Origin of the sequence: Flavobacterium sp. UBA5153 (assembly GCA_002413745.1) — a bacterium.
Lineage (GTDB): Bacteria > Bacteroidota > Bacteroidia > Flavobacteriales > Flavobacteriaceae > Flavobacterium.
This window is the reverse complement of the sequence record DHXP01000067.1, coordinates 53764-71186: the sequence shown is the minus strand read 5'-3', so window position 1 is coordinate 71186 and position 17423 is coordinate 53764. Positions and strand designations below refer to the sequence as shown.

General features: G+C 33.4%; 16 protein-coding genes. 7 read left to right on the top strand and 9 right to left on the bottom strand.

Going from position 1 to position 17423, the window contains the following annotated elements; genetic code table 11:
* Positions 1-62 precede the first annotated feature (62 nt).
* The 4 genes from B2145_RS13490 to B2145_RS13475 form a co-directional block, all read right to left on the bottom strand.
* Entirely contained in the window at positions 63-518 is a 456-nt protein-coding gene (locus B2145_RS13490; RefSeq protein WP_291103211.1) for a sensor of ECF-type sigma factor, read from the bottom strand.
* Positions 519-525: 7 nt separating this feature from the next.
* On the bottom strand, positions 526-939 hold the full coding sequence (locus B2145_RS13485) for a hypothetical protein (protein ID WP_291103208.1): 414 nt from the start codon (positions 937-939) through the stop codon (positions 526-528).
* A 33-nt stretch (positions 940-972) separates the two neighbouring features.
* Entirely contained in the window at positions 973-1515 is a 543-nt protein-coding gene (locus B2145_RS13480; RefSeq protein ID WP_291103205.1) for an RNA polymerase sigma factor, read from the bottom strand.
* A 62-nt stretch (positions 1516-1577) separates the two neighbouring features.
* The gene (locus tag B2145_RS13475) at positions 1578-2690 is read right to left on the bottom strand and encodes an SRPBCC family protein (RefSeq protein ID WP_291103202.1); all 1113 of its coding nucleotides are present in this window, start codon (positions 2688-2690) and stop codon (positions 1578-1580) included.
* A 299-nt stretch (positions 2691-2989) separates the two neighbouring features.
* On the opposite strand from B2145_RS13475, the gene B2145_RS13470 reads away from it, so the two are divergent.
* Both B2145_RS13470 and B2145_RS13460 read left to right on the top strand, forming a co-directional pair.
* Positions 2990-5026, top strand: coding sequence for a dipeptidyl-peptidase 3 family protein (locus B2145_RS13470; protein WP_291103200.1), 2037 nt, complete (start codon positions 2990-2992; stop codon positions 5024-5026).
* 339 nt (positions 5027-5365) lie between these two features.
* A complete protein-coding gene (locus B2145_RS13460; RefSeq protein ID WP_291103195.1) occupies positions 5366-5755 on the top strand; it encodes a nucleoside triphosphate pyrophosphohydrolase family protein in 390 nt (129 codons plus the stop codon).
* A gap of 143 nt (positions 5756-5898) precedes the next feature.
* Here B2145_RS13460 and B2145_RS13455 read toward each other — a convergent pair whose 3' ends face one another.
* Complete coding sequence (locus B2145_RS13455; protein ID WP_291103192.1) at positions 5899-6966, bottom strand: branched-chain amino acid aminotransferase; 1068 nt, start codon at positions 6964-6966, stop codon at positions 5899-5901.
* 299 nt (positions 6967-7265) lie between these two features.
* Here B2145_RS13455 and mnmD point away from each other — a divergent pair, with 299 nt between their 5' ends.
* The 3 genes from mnmD (at position 7266) to B2145_RS13440 (ending at position 8738) form a co-directional block, all read left to right on the top strand.
* On the top strand, positions 7266-7928 hold the full coding sequence (mnmD, locus tag B2145_RS13450; protein WP_291103190.1) for a tRNA (5-methylaminomethyl-2-thiouridine)(34)-methyltransferase MnmD: 663 nt from the start codon (positions 7266-7268) through the stop codon (positions 7926-7928).
* Between the two features lie 164 nt (positions 7929-8092).
* Positions 8093-8290 (top strand): hypothetical protein, encoded by a 198-nt coding sequence (locus tag B2145_RS13445; RefSeq protein WP_291103187.1) that lies wholly within the window; start codon positions 8093-8095, stop codon positions 8288-8290.
* Positions 8291-8540: 250 nt separating this feature from the next.
* Complete coding sequence (locus tag B2145_RS13440) at positions 8541-8738, top strand: hypothetical protein (protein WP_291103185.1); 198 nt, start codon at positions 8541-8543, stop codon at positions 8736-8738.
* Positions 8739-8786: 48 nt separating this feature from the next.
* On the opposite strand, the gene B2145_RS13435 is transcribed toward B2145_RS13440, so the two are convergent.
* Entirely contained in the window at positions 8787-9728 is a 942-nt protein-coding gene (locus tag B2145_RS13435) for a LysR substrate-binding domain-containing protein (RefSeq protein ID WP_291103183.1), read from the bottom strand.
* A gap of 243 nt (positions 9729-9971) precedes the next feature.
* Between B2145_RS13435 and can the strand changes: the two genes are divergently transcribed.
* On the top strand, positions 9972-10607 hold the full coding sequence (can, locus tag B2145_RS13430) for a carbonate dehydratase (RefSeq protein WP_291103181.1): 636 nt from the start codon (positions 9972-9974) through the stop codon (positions 10605-10607).
* A 28-nt stretch (positions 10608-10635) separates the two neighbouring features.
* On the opposite strand, the gene B2145_RS13425 is transcribed toward can, so the two are convergent.
* Together B2145_RS13425 and B2145_RS13420 are read right to left on the bottom strand one after the other, a co-directional pair.
* Positions 10636-11838, bottom strand: a complete 1203-nt coding sequence (locus B2145_RS13425; RefSeq protein WP_291103179.1) for an LETM1-related biofilm-associated protein — start codon at positions 11836-11838, stop codon at positions 10636-10638.
* A gap of 114 nt (positions 11839-11952) precedes the next feature.
* Complete coding sequence (locus tag B2145_RS13420) at positions 11953-12480, bottom strand: superoxide dismutase family protein (RefSeq protein WP_291103176.1); 528 nt, start codon at positions 12478-12480, stop codon at positions 11953-11955.
* 280 nt (positions 12481-12760) lie between these two features.
* On the opposite strand from B2145_RS13420, the gene B2145_RS13415 reads away from it, so the two are divergent.
* A complete protein-coding gene (locus tag B2145_RS13415; protein WP_291103174.1) occupies positions 12761-13678 on the top strand; it encodes a YihY/virulence factor BrkB family protein in 918 nt (305 codons plus the stop codon).
* 235 nt (positions 13679-13913) lie between these two features.
* Here B2145_RS13415 and B2145_RS13410 read toward each other — a convergent pair whose 3' ends face one another.
* A complete protein-coding gene (locus tag B2145_RS13410) occupies positions 13914-17114 on the bottom strand; it encodes a PAS domain-containing sensor histidine kinase (RefSeq protein WP_291103172.1) in 3201 nt (1066 codons plus the stop codon).
* Between the last annotated feature and the right edge of the window lie 309 nt (positions 17115-17423).

Below are 17423 nucleotides of genomic sequence, written 5' to 3'. Positions count from 1 at the left end.
AGAACCAAAAAACAGAATAAACTACCTTTTGGTTCTTTTAGGACTATTGAAATAATGCAATGTTATTTTCTTGGACCTTTGTCCCGATATTGTTGTAATAATTTTCTATTGAAATTCTCTTCGGCTTTTTTTAACTTTATGATTTTTATTGGGGAAATAACGACTTTTAGGTTGTTAACAAAATTTTTTCGATTTTGGTACAAATCCTCTTCGTTACTTTCCATCTGATTAAGTAAATCTGAAGCTTCTTTTTCACTCATTTTGTCCAAAGCGCCTTCATCCATTCTATCCATGAATGATTTCATTTTTTGATGCCTCAATTCAAATTGCTTGTCATCAAAAGCATTATAGATTGGCCAAAATCGGGCTGCTTCATCAGAAGTCAATGATAATTCATTGGTGATAAAAGCTACTTTCAGGGCTTTAATTTGCTCTCTTTTTTCCCCAAATCGTGGTTGCGAAAAAGAATGAATTGAAAGTAAAAATATAATAATTGGAAATAATCTGTTCGTTTTCATTTGTATCTTAATTTAATAAATATTGTTCTAAATTTTCATTTGTTGAAAGTTCATTTTCTATGGATTTATCTTCGATATTTAGGTCAACAGTCATTTTTTGAATATCCTTTTCGTCCAGAAGATTAACTATATCTGCATCAGAAATAGTGGAATTATAGGCAATGTAGTTTTCTAGGGTTACAGTATCAATTTCGGATGAACGATTCGAAAAATGATTGTAAACAGGAATAGTCAATGCTAAAACTATTACTGCGGCAGCCGCATACATCCAGATTTTTCTTCTCGCAAAAAGAGAAACTACTTTTGATTCATTTTTAGGTAATTCTTGTATTATCCTTGACGAAAAATTCTCGAAGTAATTTTCTGGGGATGTAAACCCGGATTTAATTTTCGGTTCGTTTTCTAGTTTAAAAGTTTTCATGATATTCTTTAGACTTAATTTGATGCAAAAGGTTTAATTTGTTGTTACAAAGCTTTCAATTTTTTTTACGGCATGATGGTAGGATGCCTTTAATGCTCCTACTGATGTTCCTAGAATCTCGGATATCTCTTCGTATTTGAGCTCTTCAAAATATTTCATTTTGAAAACCAATTGTTGTTTTTCAGGTAATGATACAATTGCTTTTTGCAATTTTATTTGAATTTCGTCGCCATCAAAATAGGCGTCGGCTTTTAGATTATCGATGGTTTTGTTTTGCAATGTTTCTGATGAAATTCCATTTTTTTTTGCTTTTTGATTTAAGAAAGTCATGGCTTCATTGGTAGCAATGCGATACATCCAAGAAAAAAGTTTGCTTTCCCCTTTAAAGTTTTTCAAATATTGAAACACTTTTACAAAAGTGTTTTGCAAAACATCGTCAGTGTCATCATGGTTCAAGACGATATTGCGAATATGATTATAGAGTGGTCTTTGATACTCCTGCAAGAGTTTTTCAAACGCCTCGTTTTGCGTCTTGGGGTTTAATAATTTCTGAATGAATTCCTTTTCCTCTTGCAAAGCTATTATTTATCAGTTTAGAACGGAATTTATCAAATAGGTTTAATCACGGTTTAAAAATATTAAAATTCGGAAGGGATGTCCTTCTCGATTTTAGCTGGTGGAACAATCTCCTCGGTTTTTATAACCGATGGTTTATAGAATTTAGCCGGAATAACTTTGGGTTTTACAGGAATGTAAATTTCGGTTACCCATTTCGAAGGATTTTTTATTTCAGTTTTGCCAATAGTGTAAATTTCAAGATGGGAAAATGCCAGGTCAGGACTAAGATGATTTGCGTCAAGATATTCCGTCGTTTTATCCAATGCTTCCTTGTTATGGGAATAATCGCCAGTCAAGGTTGTTTTTACGGATTGAAACGGTTCCAGTTTTTTCGATAAAATATCGCTTCCCTCGACTATGAAAATTTTCTCTTTGATGGGAATGCAAATCGATATTCTTGTTAGGTCATTATCACTATCATAAGTGTGATAAATGACAAATGGTTTTCCATTTATGGTAAGATTATTTTGTTTGCAAAATTTAATGATTTTCGGAAAAACGATTCCTGCATTTTTGGTAACATTAGAAATTTTGCTCGTAAAACTTTGTTCTAAATAAAAAGTTTCGAGTTTTTTTACCAAACCATTTACTTTTATGGAAAAGGTATTTATTTCATAATCCAGTTTTTTGTCCAAATTATTTAAACTTTTTTCAAACATCATCCCTATAATCTTGTTGGCACCACCATTGAAAACGGTCAGAACTTTATAACCGAAACCCATTTTTCCTTTTGTTTTCCAAGTCACTTTTGTTCCTCCCAAAGTATCCTTGAAACTCCAAAAAACATCGGAAGAATTACCGTCGTAATTCATTTTTTGGATGATGCTGTCGTTTTCTTTTACATATAATGTTTGTATGTCACCATTTCCTTCTTTTCCTTCCCATGAATAAGAGCTTCCTTTGCCAATAGTATTTTGAGAATGGGTTACCTTAATTCCAGAATCTTCAACTGCCCAAGAACTCCAATCCTCCCAATTTTTATTGTCATTCACATAATTATACACGGCCGATTTTGGTGAATGGATAATTTTGCTTCTTTCCACGACAAAATATCCTTTTTGTGTTGCAATAAAAATTGACAATGCTACTAAACTAAGCAATAGTAAAAGAAATAAATATTTTAAAATTCTCATGATAATTGGGATATTTTCTGATGTAAAGTTAGAGATTTTATTAATATGTTAACTGTCAAAAAAATATAAAATGCTGTTTTCGATTTATTTCGATAAATTTCAATTCCAAAATTGTCATTTTTGAAATACAATTCCAATTTGAGATTGCCCGATATAAATTAGGAATGTTAGACTAATGAGAAATATTTTGATATTATTATCGAATTTGATTCTAAATTAGGGGTGTTATTTATTGTATGTTTAAAGAATACTTATATTTGTTGAATAATAATTTATAAAATAACTAAATATAACTAATAATGAAATTACTTAAAATTACAGGTATTTTTATGGCTGTTGGGTTTTCTTTTATTTGTAATGCACAAATAACAAAAACTACCAATGTAAAAGTTTCCGAAAAATCCCCCTTTGATTATGTTGCAGAACAATTTTCCGACATAAAAGTATTGCGTTATCAAATTCCTGGTTGGGAAAATCTAACGCTAAAAGAGCAGAAATTAGTATATTATCTCACTCAAGCGGGAACTTCAGGGCGTGATATAATTTGGGACCAGCATTATAAATACAACCTGAAAATTAGAAAAGCACTCGAAAATATATATGTAAATTATAAAGGAGACAAAACAACAGCTGACTGGAAAAACTTTGAAATATATCTAAAAAGAGTTTGGTTTGCCAATGGAATTCACCACCATTATTCGTCGGCTAAAATCAAACCTGACTTTTCAAAAGAATATTTCATTAGTTTGACAAAAGCTACTAAAACCAATTTGTCACCAGAAATTACCGATGTTATTTTTAATGATGTCGATACCAAAAAAGTAAATCTTGATGAATCAAAAGGACTGTTGGAAGGTTCTGCAATTAATTTTTATGGCAAGGGAATTACCGCAAAAGAGGCCGAAGATTTCTATGCGAAGAAAACAAGTCCTGATGCCAAAAAACCATATTCTTTTGGTTTAAATTCTAAATTAGTTCGTAATGCAAAAGGACAGTTGGAAGAAAAAATTTGGAAAAGTGACGGTATGTATGGTGCGGCTATCGATAAAATCATTTATTGGTTGGGAAAAGCAAAAAGTGTAGCCGAAAACAAAAATCAAGCTGTTGCTTTGGGATTATTGATTAGCTATTACCAAACGGGAAGTTTAAAAACTTGGGATGATTATAACATTGCTTGGCTGCAAGCAACCGACGGGAATATTGACTACATCAACAGTTTTATCGAAGTATATAATGATCCGTTGGGATACCGTGGTTCGTATGAAAGCATAGTCCAAATAAAAGATTTTGACATGTCGAAAAAAATGGAGGTTATTTCTAAAAACGCTCAATGGTTTGAAGACAATTCTCCATTAATGCCAGAACACAAAAAGAAAAATGTGGTTGGTGTTTCGTATAAAACCGTTATTGTTGCAGGCGAATCCGGCGATTCTTCTCCAGCGACACCCATTGGTGTAAACCTTCCAAATGCCGATTGGATTCGTGCCGAACATGGTTCGAAATCAGTGTCTTTAGGAAATATTTTAGATTCGTATTCAAAAGCAGGAGGAAAAGGAAGATTAAAGGAATTTGCCAATGATGCCGAAGAAATTGCCTTGTCAGAAAAATACGGGGAATTAGGAGACAAGCTGCATACCGCTTTGCATGAAGTGATAGGTCACGCATCTGGACAAATAAATCCGGGTGTGGGGACTCCGAAAGAAACCTTGAAAAGTTATGCATCAACTCTCGAAGAAGGAAGAGCTGATTTGGTGGGATTGTACTATGTTTATAATCCAAAAGTACAGGAATTAGGTTTGGTTGACGATTGGAAAAAATTGGGAATGGAATCCTATGACGGTTACATTCGAAACGGTTTGATGACCCAATTAATTCGCTTGGAACCAGGTGCAAATATCGAAGAAGCGCATATGAGAAATCGTCAGTTTGTGAGTGCCTGGGTTTTCGAAAAAGGAAAAGCCGACAACGTAATTGAAAAAATTACCCGTAACGGAAAAACCTATTTCAACATTACGGATTATGATAAACTACACAATTTATTTGGACAATTATTGCGTGAAATTCAACGTATAAAATCAGAAGGGGATTATGAATCAGGAAAAGCTTTGGTCGAAGATTATGGTGTGAAAGTAGATCAAAAACTACACGCTGAAGTATTGGAAAGAAACAAACAATTTGCATCTGCTCCCTACAGCGGTTTCGTGAATCCTGTTTTGGTTCCGAAATTAGACGCAAAAGGAAACATCATTTCGATTGAAGTAACGCAGCCAAAATCATTCGCAGAACAAATGTTGAATTACTCTAAAAAATACGGTTTTCTGCCTTTGGAAAACTAAGGAACAATTATTAAACAAAAAAAGGATGTCTTGATGGCATCCTTTTTTTATTCCGAAAAACGAAAAACTCTACCTTTTAAAAAATATTTTTATCATAAACAAAATCACGATAAAAAGGATAAAACCAATCAAAATCTTGTAATTTCCTTTGTAAAAAGTTTTATGCAACTTCGCATCTTTTCTATAGGCATATATCATTGCGATAACAAAAGCAACAAAAAAACAGCCGGCAAACAGCAATTGTCCTTGACTAAACATAATTTAAAATATTTTGGGCAAATTTAGGGATTTGTTTAGGAAAAGTTACTAATTTGCCCTTTCATTTAACCAAATAAATTTATGCAAAAGCAAATCAATGCCGTCAAAGAATTTCACACAGCATTCATCATTGGTCACAGTGAAACTCCAATAGCCGATTTGGGTGAAACCAAAAACATGCTTCGGTACAATTTGATGAAAGAAGAAAACGAGGAATACCTTGAGGCAGTACAGAATAATGATTTAACAGAAATTGCCGATGCACTGGGCGATATGATGTACATTCTTTGTGGCACCATTATAGAACACGGTTTGCAGCATAAAATTGAAGAAGTTTTCGATGAAATTCAACGAAGTAACATGAGCAAACTAGGCGAAGACGGAAAACCTATTTATCGCGAAGACGGTAAGGTGATGAAAGGTCCGAATTATTTTAAACCGGATTTCTCGAAAATACTTGGAGGAAGATAGCAGGTTCAAGATGGCAGTCCGCAGGAGATAGATGTCAGATTGTATTAAAAAAAAGCAGTTTAAAGATGAAAATTAATCATCTCTAAACTGCTTTTTAATAATTTCTGTTTGCATACGGCAACCTGCTATCCACAACCTGAAAACTATACCTTAACTGTCCAGCCAAAAGTATCTTCGGCCAGTTTATGTTGGATGTTTGTCAATTTATCTTTGAGTTGTAAAGCGTATGAATTTTCGATTTTCGGCAATTCATAATAAACATCTTGATACGAAAATCCAACAATTGGATTCACCACAGCGGCTGTTCCGGCTCCGAAAATTTCTTTCAAACTGCCGTTTTTGGCTCCTTCAACAAGTTCCGACACTAAAACCGGACGAATCACCACCTCAATATTTTCTCTTTTGGCCATATCGATAAGACTTTTTCTGGTCACGCCATCAAGAATTCTCTCGCTTGTAGGGGCAGTATAAAGGGTGTCGTTTATTCTAAAAAACACATTCATTGTTCCCGCTTCTTCCAGTTTAGTATGCGTTGCATCATCCGTCCAAATCACTTGTTGGAAACCTGCTTTATTGGCCAAATTGGTTGGGTAAAATTGCGCGGCATAATTTCCTGCAGCTTTTGCAGCTCCAATACCACCGTTTGCGGCTCTACTGAAATGCTCGGCAATTAACACCTTTACTTCACCTGAATAATAGGATTTTGCAGGAGACAAAATTATCATGAATTTATAATTATCTGACGGGTTCGCAATTACTCCAGTTCCGGTAGCAATCATAAAAGGTCTGATATAAAGAGTATTTCCTTTTCCTTTTTTTATCCATTCCTTGTCTAATTGCAACAATTGTTTTAGGCCTTCCATAAAGACATCCTCTGGAACTTCCGGCATCGCCATTCTTGTGGCAGAATTATTGAAACGTTTGAAGTTTTCATCAGGTCTAAAAAGCCAAATCGCATCTTGATCATCTTTGTAGGCTTTCATTCCTTCAAAAATGGCTTGACCATAATGGAAAACTTTCGCGGACGGATCCAGCAAAAATGGAGCATAAGGTTTGATGACTGGTTTTTGCCATTCACCATTTGTAAAATCACATTCGAATAAATGATCTGTAAAAACTTCGCCAAAATGTAAATTATCAAAATCCACCTCATTTATTTTTGAAGTTGGGGCTTTTATTATTTCAATTTTGTTGGTTTGGGTTGTACTCATAATTAGTTATTATGTTTTAAAAATATTTTATATAATGGATCGCGCCTAAAATGTTGAGATGATATTCAAATTTATGTTTTGCAAAATTAAATAAAAATCGACAAAATCCTTGTCAAAAATCCATTAATTATAGCATTTAACTGAGATTTATTTATATTCGAAAAAAACTCAGAAAAGGGGAGTCAATTTTATGAAATTTATAAAAATATTAGATTTTTTGATGGCTTAACCTAATTTGTTTTTAATTAAATTTGGCCGGTATCTAAACTGATTACAATTAAAAAATATCTAAGTCTATTTTGAAAAGGGAAATAATTCAAACTCTTGACGGCTCTACAACCATTCATATCAAGGAATGGGACGAATGTTATCATTCTAAATTTGGGGCCATCCAGGAAGCCCAACACGTTTTTATCAAAAACGGACTTTCGCTGTTCGAAAACAGTACACTTTCCATTTTAGAAATAGGATTTGGAACCGGTTTGAATGCTTTTATCACTTTTTTAGAATCACAAAAACTACATCAAACCATAAATTATGTTGGTGTCGAAGCGTACCCGGTTTCAGCGGAAGAAGTTATGTTGATGAATTATGTTTCCGAATTGGATGCCGAAAAGGAAAGATCTGTTTTCGAAAAAATGCACGAAAGCAACTGGGAAGAACCAATTGTTTTAAGAGATGATTTTTTGTTTACAAAAAGAAAGCAGTTTTTTGATGAAATAGATGATTTCGATAAATTTGACTTGATTTATTTTGATGCTTTTGGTTATACGGTTCAACCCGAATTATGGAGTACGGCAATTTTTCAAAAAATGTACAGTGCTCTCAAACCAAATGGTGTATTAGTTACCTATGCTGCTCGTGGGGTTGTAAAAAGAAGCATGATCGAAGTGGGGTTCACAGTAGAAAAACTCGAGGGACCGCCAGGAAAAAGAGAAATGTTTAGAGCTAGAAAAATCTAATTTCATTTTTCGAATAGAAAGCTTAAATGTTTATTTTAAAAATATTTTTTTGTGTGCAATAAAAAATAAAAAAACACGTTAAATTTTATATTTTATTTATTAAATATGTATTTTTACAATACGTTTAAACCAAGATTCAACCCTAACCCTAAATCTTATTTAGTATGTCGAAAATAATGTTTGATTACACAAAATCTGTACTTGAAAGAGTGAGTTTTGATCCGATACTTTTCTGCAAAGAATTAGAAAAAGCGATAAAAGCTTTGTTACCTTACGAAATGGAGCTATTACGAGAATGGTTATTAAAATTTATAATTGAAAAGCCTGAATTAAAACAATGTCTGTTAATAGTAAACACATAATAAAAAAAAGGAACCTAAACAGGTTCCTTTTTTTATGGCCATTTTATTGGTATTTGGGTTTATGCCCTCCATAAAAAAAAAATTGTATATTTTTTCACAACTTACTTCTTGTTTTTAACCGGAAATAACGTTGATAAACGTATTTTTTAGCACTTTATTGATTATTTTTATTATTTTTTATTGTAGCTAATATTTTTTTGTTTTATCTTTATACTACGTTCTTTTAAAGATAACCCTAAATCTTTTTATTATGTCTTATAGAATGATATATGATCACACGAAATTTGTACTTGAAAAAGTGAGTTTTGATCCTTTCCTTTTTCGCAAAGAATTAAGAAAAGAGAATAAAAGTTTGTTGCCATACGAGATAGAACAATTAAGAACATGGCTGGAAGATTTCACTAATGAAAAACCTGAACTGCAACAATATTTAAGTATTGTATGTTAATAATATAAATAAAAAAGGAGTCCCGATAGAGCTATCGGGACTCCTTTTTTATTTCTTTTGAATTGGACTTATGATTTGAACATTCTGAAAAGTAATAGCTCCTTTTACAACTCCTGAAATTGTGTTTCTTAAGGCATCAATAATATGGATTTTCAATTCGCTTTTTGGATAAATCAAACTTACTTCGCGTGCCGGTTTTGGTTCTTTGAATTGTCTCAATTTTGATTTGTCTTTTTCCTTCAAATCCAAAGTGTGCAAATAGGGAAGAAGCGTAGTGCCCAAACCTTCGTCGGCCAGTTTTATCAAGGTTTCAAAACTGCCGCTTTCCAATTGAAATGTATTTTCGGAAACGGCGGTTTGATTTTTACATAAATTTAAAATCCCGTCACGGAAACAATGTCCGTCCTGCAACAACAAAATATCACCAAGATTTAAATCAGAAATTTCAATTTCGGTTTTAAGTGAAATTTTAAAATTTTCGGGAATATATGCCACAAATGGTTCATAATACAAAACGATCTCTTTTATTTTCTCGTCTTCCAATGGTGTTGCCGCAATAGCAGCATCAAGATGGCCGTTTTTTAAACGGTGAATAATTTCATCAGTGTTTAGTTCTTCGATGATGAGTTTTACTTTTGGATATTTTTTGATAAAATTATTCAAAAACATGGGTAATAGCGTAGGCATAATCGTCGGAATAATTCCCAGTCGAAATTCACCACCGATGAATCCTTTTTGATATTCTACAATGTCTTTTATTTTGCCTGCCTCATTGACAATGTTTTTGGCTTGATTTACAATTTTTTGACCAATATCGGTGAGTTGAATAGGTTTTTTACTCCTATCAAATATTAGAACGTTAAGTTCTTCCTCTATTTTTTGAATTTGCATACTCAATGTGGGCTGGGTGACAAAACATTTTTCGGCGGCAAGTGTGAAATTTCTGTGTTCGGCTACGGCCAAAACGTATTGAAGTTGAGTAATTGTCATAGTATAGTATTTTGTGATGTAAATATAAAAACAATCAATTTAATTTATAGCATTAAGTTTTCTTATTTTGTAACTTTATGTAAAATAAAAAATCATGAAATGAGCATAACCGAAACTGGGTCGCAAAAACCATTTGGATGATGAAAGCTTGGCAACAAGAAGAATTATAAAAATCAATTTTTCTTATTGTCTGGATATTGATTATATTTTTTACTTTTGAAAAAATATAATCAATGTATATCAATGAGTGATTTCTACAAAAAAATATTAGACAATAATAAGGATTGGGTTGAATCCACCTTATCAAAAGACCCCAATTATTTTATAGATATAGCTAAAGGTCAAACGCCACCGCTTTTATGGATTGGATGTTCAGACAGTAGAGTGCCTGCCAATGAGCTTATTGGCGCAAAACCCGGAGAGGTTTTTGTACATAGAAATATAGCCAATATGGTAGTGCACTCAGATATGAATATGTTGAGCGTATTGGATTATGCAGTCAACGTTTTGAAAGTAAAACATGTTCTTGTTTGTGGTCATTATGGTTGTGGAGGCATAAAAGCGGCGATGGGAAATGAATCTATCGGGATTATTGACAACTGGATTCGTCATATAAAAGATGTGTATCGTCTGCATAACGTTTATTTAGATTCTATAATTGATGAAAATGATCGTTTTAACGCTTTCGTAGAAATAAATGTAAAAGAGCAGGTTTTTGATTTGGCAAAAACTTCGATTGTACAATCAGCTTGGAAAAACGGTCAAGAATTGGCTTTACACGGTTGGGTTTATGGTTTGAATTCGGGTTTTGTAACTGATTTGAATGTCAATATAAGTTCCAATAAGGATTTAGATACGGTATATCAATTAAAATTTTAAAATAAAAATCGCTTTTGGGCGATTTTTTTTATTCGTTTTCCTCAAGATTTTCGTTGAAAGCAGAAGGTAATAGAGTCGGAATAAATTTGATCAAAATAGGGAGCAATAAACTGCCGCCAGGAAGCATAAATATTGTCAATGAGGGGATAGTTTTACAAATATCCAACAACTGTTTTTTTACTTTCTTCTTCTCTTTTTCATTCAAATCTCTTCGAGTGGAAAAGGCTAATAACAGCATCAATTCTTTGCTTTGAATGATTTCTTTAATCAATCTGTTTTTATTTCGTGTAATTAGCGTTACAACGATTTGAGTCGTTTGGTCATAAAAATGTTTGACCGGATTGGAGTAATTAAAATAAGGAATTTCTTTTTTATGTTTTGTAATAAATTCATTTGTCTTCTCGATACTTTCGGCTACAAATTCATCTGGAACCGTCATCAATTCGGCTAATTTATATAGAAAATAAGCTTCATTTTTTTCGATAATTCCATCACTCCATAATGCCATTCCTGCCATATCGATCAGGTAATTTTTTTCCAACTCGTTTGTGAAATAATCTAATTTCAATTCCTCCAGATTTTGGACATTAACTTTTGAAAATTTACTGTAACGAACGGACGATTCAAAAAGTTTAATCAATAAATCATCATATTTTGATTTGTTGGATTTGGTTTTCAGCGCAAGTGAAACAATACTGACAATGGTTTCTTCAATTTTTTTTAAATATTTTTCAGGAATTGCACCGTGAATCAAGTATTGTCGGAAAGCCAAAACATCTATAAAAAGCAAGGCATTGGTAACAATGTGAGAAAAATTTTTGCTTATGATTGCGATATTGGTTTGAACCCGACTATCGATTATTTTTTCTAAATTTAAAGAAGGAGAACTGTCGGGCAATACTTTTTTAAATAAATTAAATCCTTGCGGATTCATTTCGTTATAAAAAGCCAATGCTTTTGATACAAAGTTTTCAGGATTGTTTTCGTGTGTTGTTAATCCATAAATACCATATAAAGTATTGAGTAATGCGACTTTAGAAATTTCATTTTGAAGCCAACCTTTTGTTTCTATTGGAACAAGTGTGTCAAAAGAAATAATATGTCCATATATAAACCCCGTTTCCCTAACTTTTTTATAAAATATATTTGGATAAACATCAATAGGAAGCAATAAAGGTTTTTGCTTCAAGAAAAATTTATCTATCCAACCGTTTGCCGAAGGGTTAATCATTAGTTTAATTTGAGGCTACAAATCTATGTTTTTTTATTAAATAAAAATTAAAAAACTGTCTCTTCCCGTTTTTTGGAACGAGAAGAGACAGTTTTTATTAAAAAATCGAGAATCTTACTTGATAATTGCCGAACAAGCTACCCTGGCTCCTGAATTTCCTGTAGGTTGTGTAATAAAATCATCGGCGCCTTGGTGTACAATTAGTCCTTTTCCCAGTATATCTTTTGTTGCATCTCCGCAACCAATGCACCATTCATCAGTTGTCAAAGTAATGGTTCCATTTCCTTTTTCATCGGCAATAAAATTGCCAATATCGCCTTTGTGATATTCACCAATTCCCCATTTACCATGTTTTTTGAAAGTAGGATTCCAATGTCCGCCAGCAGAACTTCCATCCGCAGCCGAACAATCTGATTTTTCATGAATATGTATAGCATGAACTCCGGGTTTTAGTCCGGCTAATTTTGCTACAAAAGTTACTTTACCATTTTTTTCTGTAAAAGTGGCATTTCCGGATACATTACTGTTGCTTTTCGGTTCAAAAACAATGTCTAATTTTTTATCAGGATTAGAAATAATATTGGTTTTACAACCAATAATAACCGCAATAATAACTGCAATAGATAGGATTATTTTTTTCATGATATTTTTCTTTCAAATATAAGAAAATTTTGATTCCATTTAATATGATTTTTTATAAAAAATCTGCGAAGTGGGAATTATATAAGATTCATTTAAAATTCTTAAACAATATATTTGTATTTTTAGAAACAATCTTAATTAATTTAAACTGAAGAATTTGGGTAAATTATCATTAGATCTTTTATAGAAATTGCATCACTTTTTTCTTGATTACCATGGTTTTAATATAAGGAAAATCAACCAAGACACTTATTTTTGAATAATATAAATAGTTTTAAATATGAAACACAAAGAAATAGCAAAGATAAGTTGGGCTTTATTAAAGTCAACTTACCGTGAATTTGATGATGACAATGCGATTAAATTAAGTGCATCATTGTCTTATTATACTATTTTCTCATTGTCCCCATTGTTAATTATTATTTTATCCGTTTTCGGTTTTTTCTTTGGAAGAGAAGCAATTACCGGAAAATTTTTTGGACAAATAAATGGAATGGTTGGTAATGAAGCTGCGATTCAAATTCAGGAAACAATAAAGAATATCGAATTATCTAATAGTAATGTATTTGCAACCATATTTGGAGCAATTATATTGCTAATAGGAGCTTCAGGGGTTTTTGCTGAAATTCAAAGTTCTATCAATTTTATTTGGGGTTTGAAAGCGAAACCCGATAAAGGAATTATAAAGTTTGTTAAAAACAGATTAATGTCCTTTTCTATGATTGCGTCAGTTGGTTTTTTATTGTTGGTAAGTTTACTGGTAAATACTGTAATGGATCTTATAAACTCTCGCTTAATCATTTACTTCCCTGATTCAACAATCTATTTATTTTATATACTTAACATATTGATATTGTTTGCAACCACGTCGATTTTGTTTATGATTATTTTTAAAACATTACCTGATGGATATATAGCCTGGAAAGATGCATTGATAGGCTCCAGTTTTACTTCTTTTTTCTTTATGTTTGGTAAATTTGCAATTGGTTTTTATTTAGGAAGTTCAACAGTAGCGTCAGTTTATGGAGCAGCGGGTTCTGTAATTATCATTTTAATTTGGGTTTATTATTCGGCTATAATCTTATATTTTGGAGCAGAATTCACCAAAGTATATTCAAGAGAACACGGAAAAAAGATCATTCCAAATGATTATACTGTTGAAATTAAAAAAGAGATTTTTGAAATTAAAAAGAAATAAATATTTTCAATTTTTAAACGTATCTATTCATCCCCAATAAGAAGAATTCTAAAAAAATAGCTGACCGTTTTTTAAAATGAAATGCATTTTTTTGGAGACATCTAATTTTTTACAAAAAAACCGCACTGTTTATGATAACAGATACGGTTCTTTAACAATTAAATTAGTTAAAACTATCTTTATAATTGGAAACAGTATTCGTTTTCTGTCACTAGTTTTGTTGTAATCAATTCTCTTAATCCAATGATGTTTGAATTGGCAATGTGATTGTAAAGGTTGTTACTTTACCTGGCTCGCTTTCAACCGTAATTTTACCACCAAGAGTCTCTACCTGTGTTTTGGTCATGTGTAAGCCAAGTCCTTTGCCCTCCGATTCCATATGAAATCGTTTGTACAAACCAAAAATACTTTCTCCATATCTTTTTAAATCTATTCCTATTCCATTGTCTGACACCTTTATTAACAGGCTGTCATTTATTCTTTTTGATGAAATGGTTAATTCGAGTATTCTTTTGGAAGATTTATATTTAATGGCATTATTAATTAAATTATACAGGATACTCTCTATATAGCTTTTTATGGAGAAAATTTCTTTGGCATCATCAGAAATATTTGTCTTGATACTAGCTCCTGATTCTACAATTTGTTTATCAAGTGTGTCGAGAATATTGTTGATTACATCAGGAATTTGAACCATTTCCTTTCTGGTATTCAAAGGGGAACGGGAAGCAAGAATCATATTCAAATCTCTTACCAAGTCATCCATTTTGATTGCGGAAGTTTCAATATGTTCAATAATTTCAAGTTTTTCTTCCATACTGGTATCTGACATACTGATAACATTAGCCAGACCCATGATGTTTGCAATAGGGGCTCTTAAATTATGCGATACAATGTAACTAAACTGCATTAGCTCGTTATACTTATCGTTAAGTTCAGCAACTGTTTTTTCTAATTCATTCTCAATGATTTTCTTTTCCGTGATATCCTGTACCGTGCCTCTTGCTTTAATTGGTTTTCCTGCTTCATCAACAATAATTTCTCCCTGTCTCTGGAGATGCTTGATACTGCCGTCAGGATTGTATATGAAATAATAGAAAGAAGGTTGTGAAATACCGGATGTGGTTTCGATTATCGAGTTATTCATGGCCTCCCTGTGCTCGGGAAGTAACAAGGAGATAAGAGATTCCACGCTAGGTTTAAAAGTTTTTGGATCACAATTGTAAATAGTGTACATTTCATCAGACCATTTCAGCTCGTCCCTTGCAAAATCCAATTCCCAACTGCCAATTTTGGCAATTCTCTGTGCGTGCGCCAACCGGGATTCTTCTTCCTTTATTTTTTCAAATGCATCGGAAAGTTCAGCGGTGCGTTCCTGCACTTTTTGTTCGAGCTCGTTTTTGTATTCCAGCAAGGCATTTTCAGTCTGTCTGCTGCCCGTAATGTCCCAATTGGTTCCAATAAATCGCAGGGCTTTTCCATTGGCATCTTGTTCCACCTTGGAAATCGCCTTAATATAATGGATAGAGGAATCGGGCCAAATCACTCGAAATTCACTAACAAAACCCTTTGTGCCTTTTATGGCTGCTTTTACTTCGGCATTGCATCGTTGAACATCATCAGGATGAAGCCCTTTTTTCCACGATTTATACGCACCGCCAAATTGTCCTTTTTCCAAACCATATAGCCGATACATCTGGTCATCCCATTTAAGTTTGTTTTCTAGGATGTCCATTTCCCAGATTCCCACACCGCCTGATTGGGTGGCAAGTGATAAACGAGCGCTGATTTTAAGCAGAGTCTCTTCCACTTTTTTTCGCTCTGTAATATCTATGCGGATTGCAACATATTGAAAGGGTTTTCCTTTTTTGTTCAAAAAAGGAACAATGGTGGTATCCGTCCAATATAAAGTCCCATCCCCAGCTTTATTTCTTATTTCACCGTGCCATATTTTTCCGTTGGCGATAGTTGTCCACAAGTCACGGAAAAACTCTTTTGAATGATAACCTGAATTAACAATACGGTGATCCTGCCCGATTAGTTCTTCTCGTTCATGTCCCGATATTTTGCAGAAATTATCATTGGCGTATTTAATGATTCCCTTGGTGTTGGTAATAGCCACAATAGACGATTCATCTAACGCCTGTTTAAGGTCATTTATTTCTTTTATGTAATCCTTGAGGGTTTCTTCCGATTTTTTAAGTTCACCGTTAGCAATGGTCAGCTCTGCTGCCCTTTTTTCTTTCTCATAATTTTGATAGGCAAGTTCTTTGATGGCAATGCTTAACTCTGCTGCCCGTTTTTCTTTCTCATAGTTTTGATGGGCAAGTTCTTTGTTGGCAATGCTTAACTCTGCTGCCCGGTTTTCGTTCTCTTCGTTTTGAAAAGCAAGTTCTTTGTTGGCAATGCTTAACTCTGCTGTCTGTTTTTCTTTCTCTTCGTTTTGAAAAGCAAGTTCTTTGTTAGCAATGATTAACTCTTCTGCTTTTTTTCGTTCGCTTATATCCTGCACAAAACCCACCGAACGAATAACGTTACCCGAAGCATCCCGCTCGTGATGGCATTTTTCAAATACATATTTTATTTCACCAGTGCTCTTGTTCAACAAACGGTGTTCTGTTTCATAGCTGTCTTTACCTTCTTTTATAGAGTTTGCATAAGTTGCATTAACTTTGTCGTGGTCATCGGGATGAATCGCGTCGAGAAAGGCTTCATAAGTGGCTTCAAATTCCTGTGGCTGTAGTCCGAAAATGCGATACACCTCGTCGGACCAGATGAGTTGGTTTGATCTGAGATCCAAAATCCAACTGCCGAGATGGGCCATTTCCTGGGATTGTTCTAAAAGTTTAGTCCTTTCCTCTACCTTTTTTTTCAAGTTGTTGTTTAATCCCTTGATTTCTAGTTCAGTTTTCTTCATAAAGGTAATGTCCCTTGCAAGAACAGCTATCCCATTGCCTGAGGGATAAATAGACATATCGAAATAATGGAGTTTTTCTCCAAATTGGTATTGGACGGTTGAGTTTTTAGGGATGCCTGTGGTTAATACCTCCTTATGGTCATTATCAAGTGGCATTCCTTTTAGATCGGGAAACAATTCGTAAAAAGTCTTGCCAATAGCGTCTTTCTCTAGGATGCCCGTTACTGTTTCAGTGGTCTTGTTCCAATGGACAAATCTGAATTCGCTCTCTAAAGCGTAAGATTGAACCGGAATGCTGTCGACCAGCACACGGAAATTTTTTTCACTCTCTTCCAGTTTTCTTTTTGAGTCAACCATTTCTTTGAGTTGCTCTGACAGCATATTTATACCGGATGCAATAGCATCCAGTTGATCACCTTCTTCTTTTGTTATTGCCTTATGGGAATAGTCGAACTGGGATAAACGCACAATGGCTTCCAAAATACTGTTGATTTGCTCCTTGTGTTTATTTTTGTTCACAGTGTATCATTTTTTTATTAAAAATGCGATCAGTCATATCGTCCTGTCGCTAGGAGGTTTTCTTTCAGCCAGCTTGGCGTAGTTTGAGGTTAATATATCCAAATATAACAAATTAAAGACAGAAGTTCAAAGTACAGGACTATTTTAAATTAAGCCTAAAACTAATACTGTTTAATCTTTGAAAACACTGTAATTATTTCTTGATGTCAGGCTGAGCGCAGTTGAAGCCGGTTGCCCTTCGACCGCGCTCAGGGTGATGCAGGTCTGCCATTTATTCCAGTAAAATCTATACAAAAAAAGTATAATATC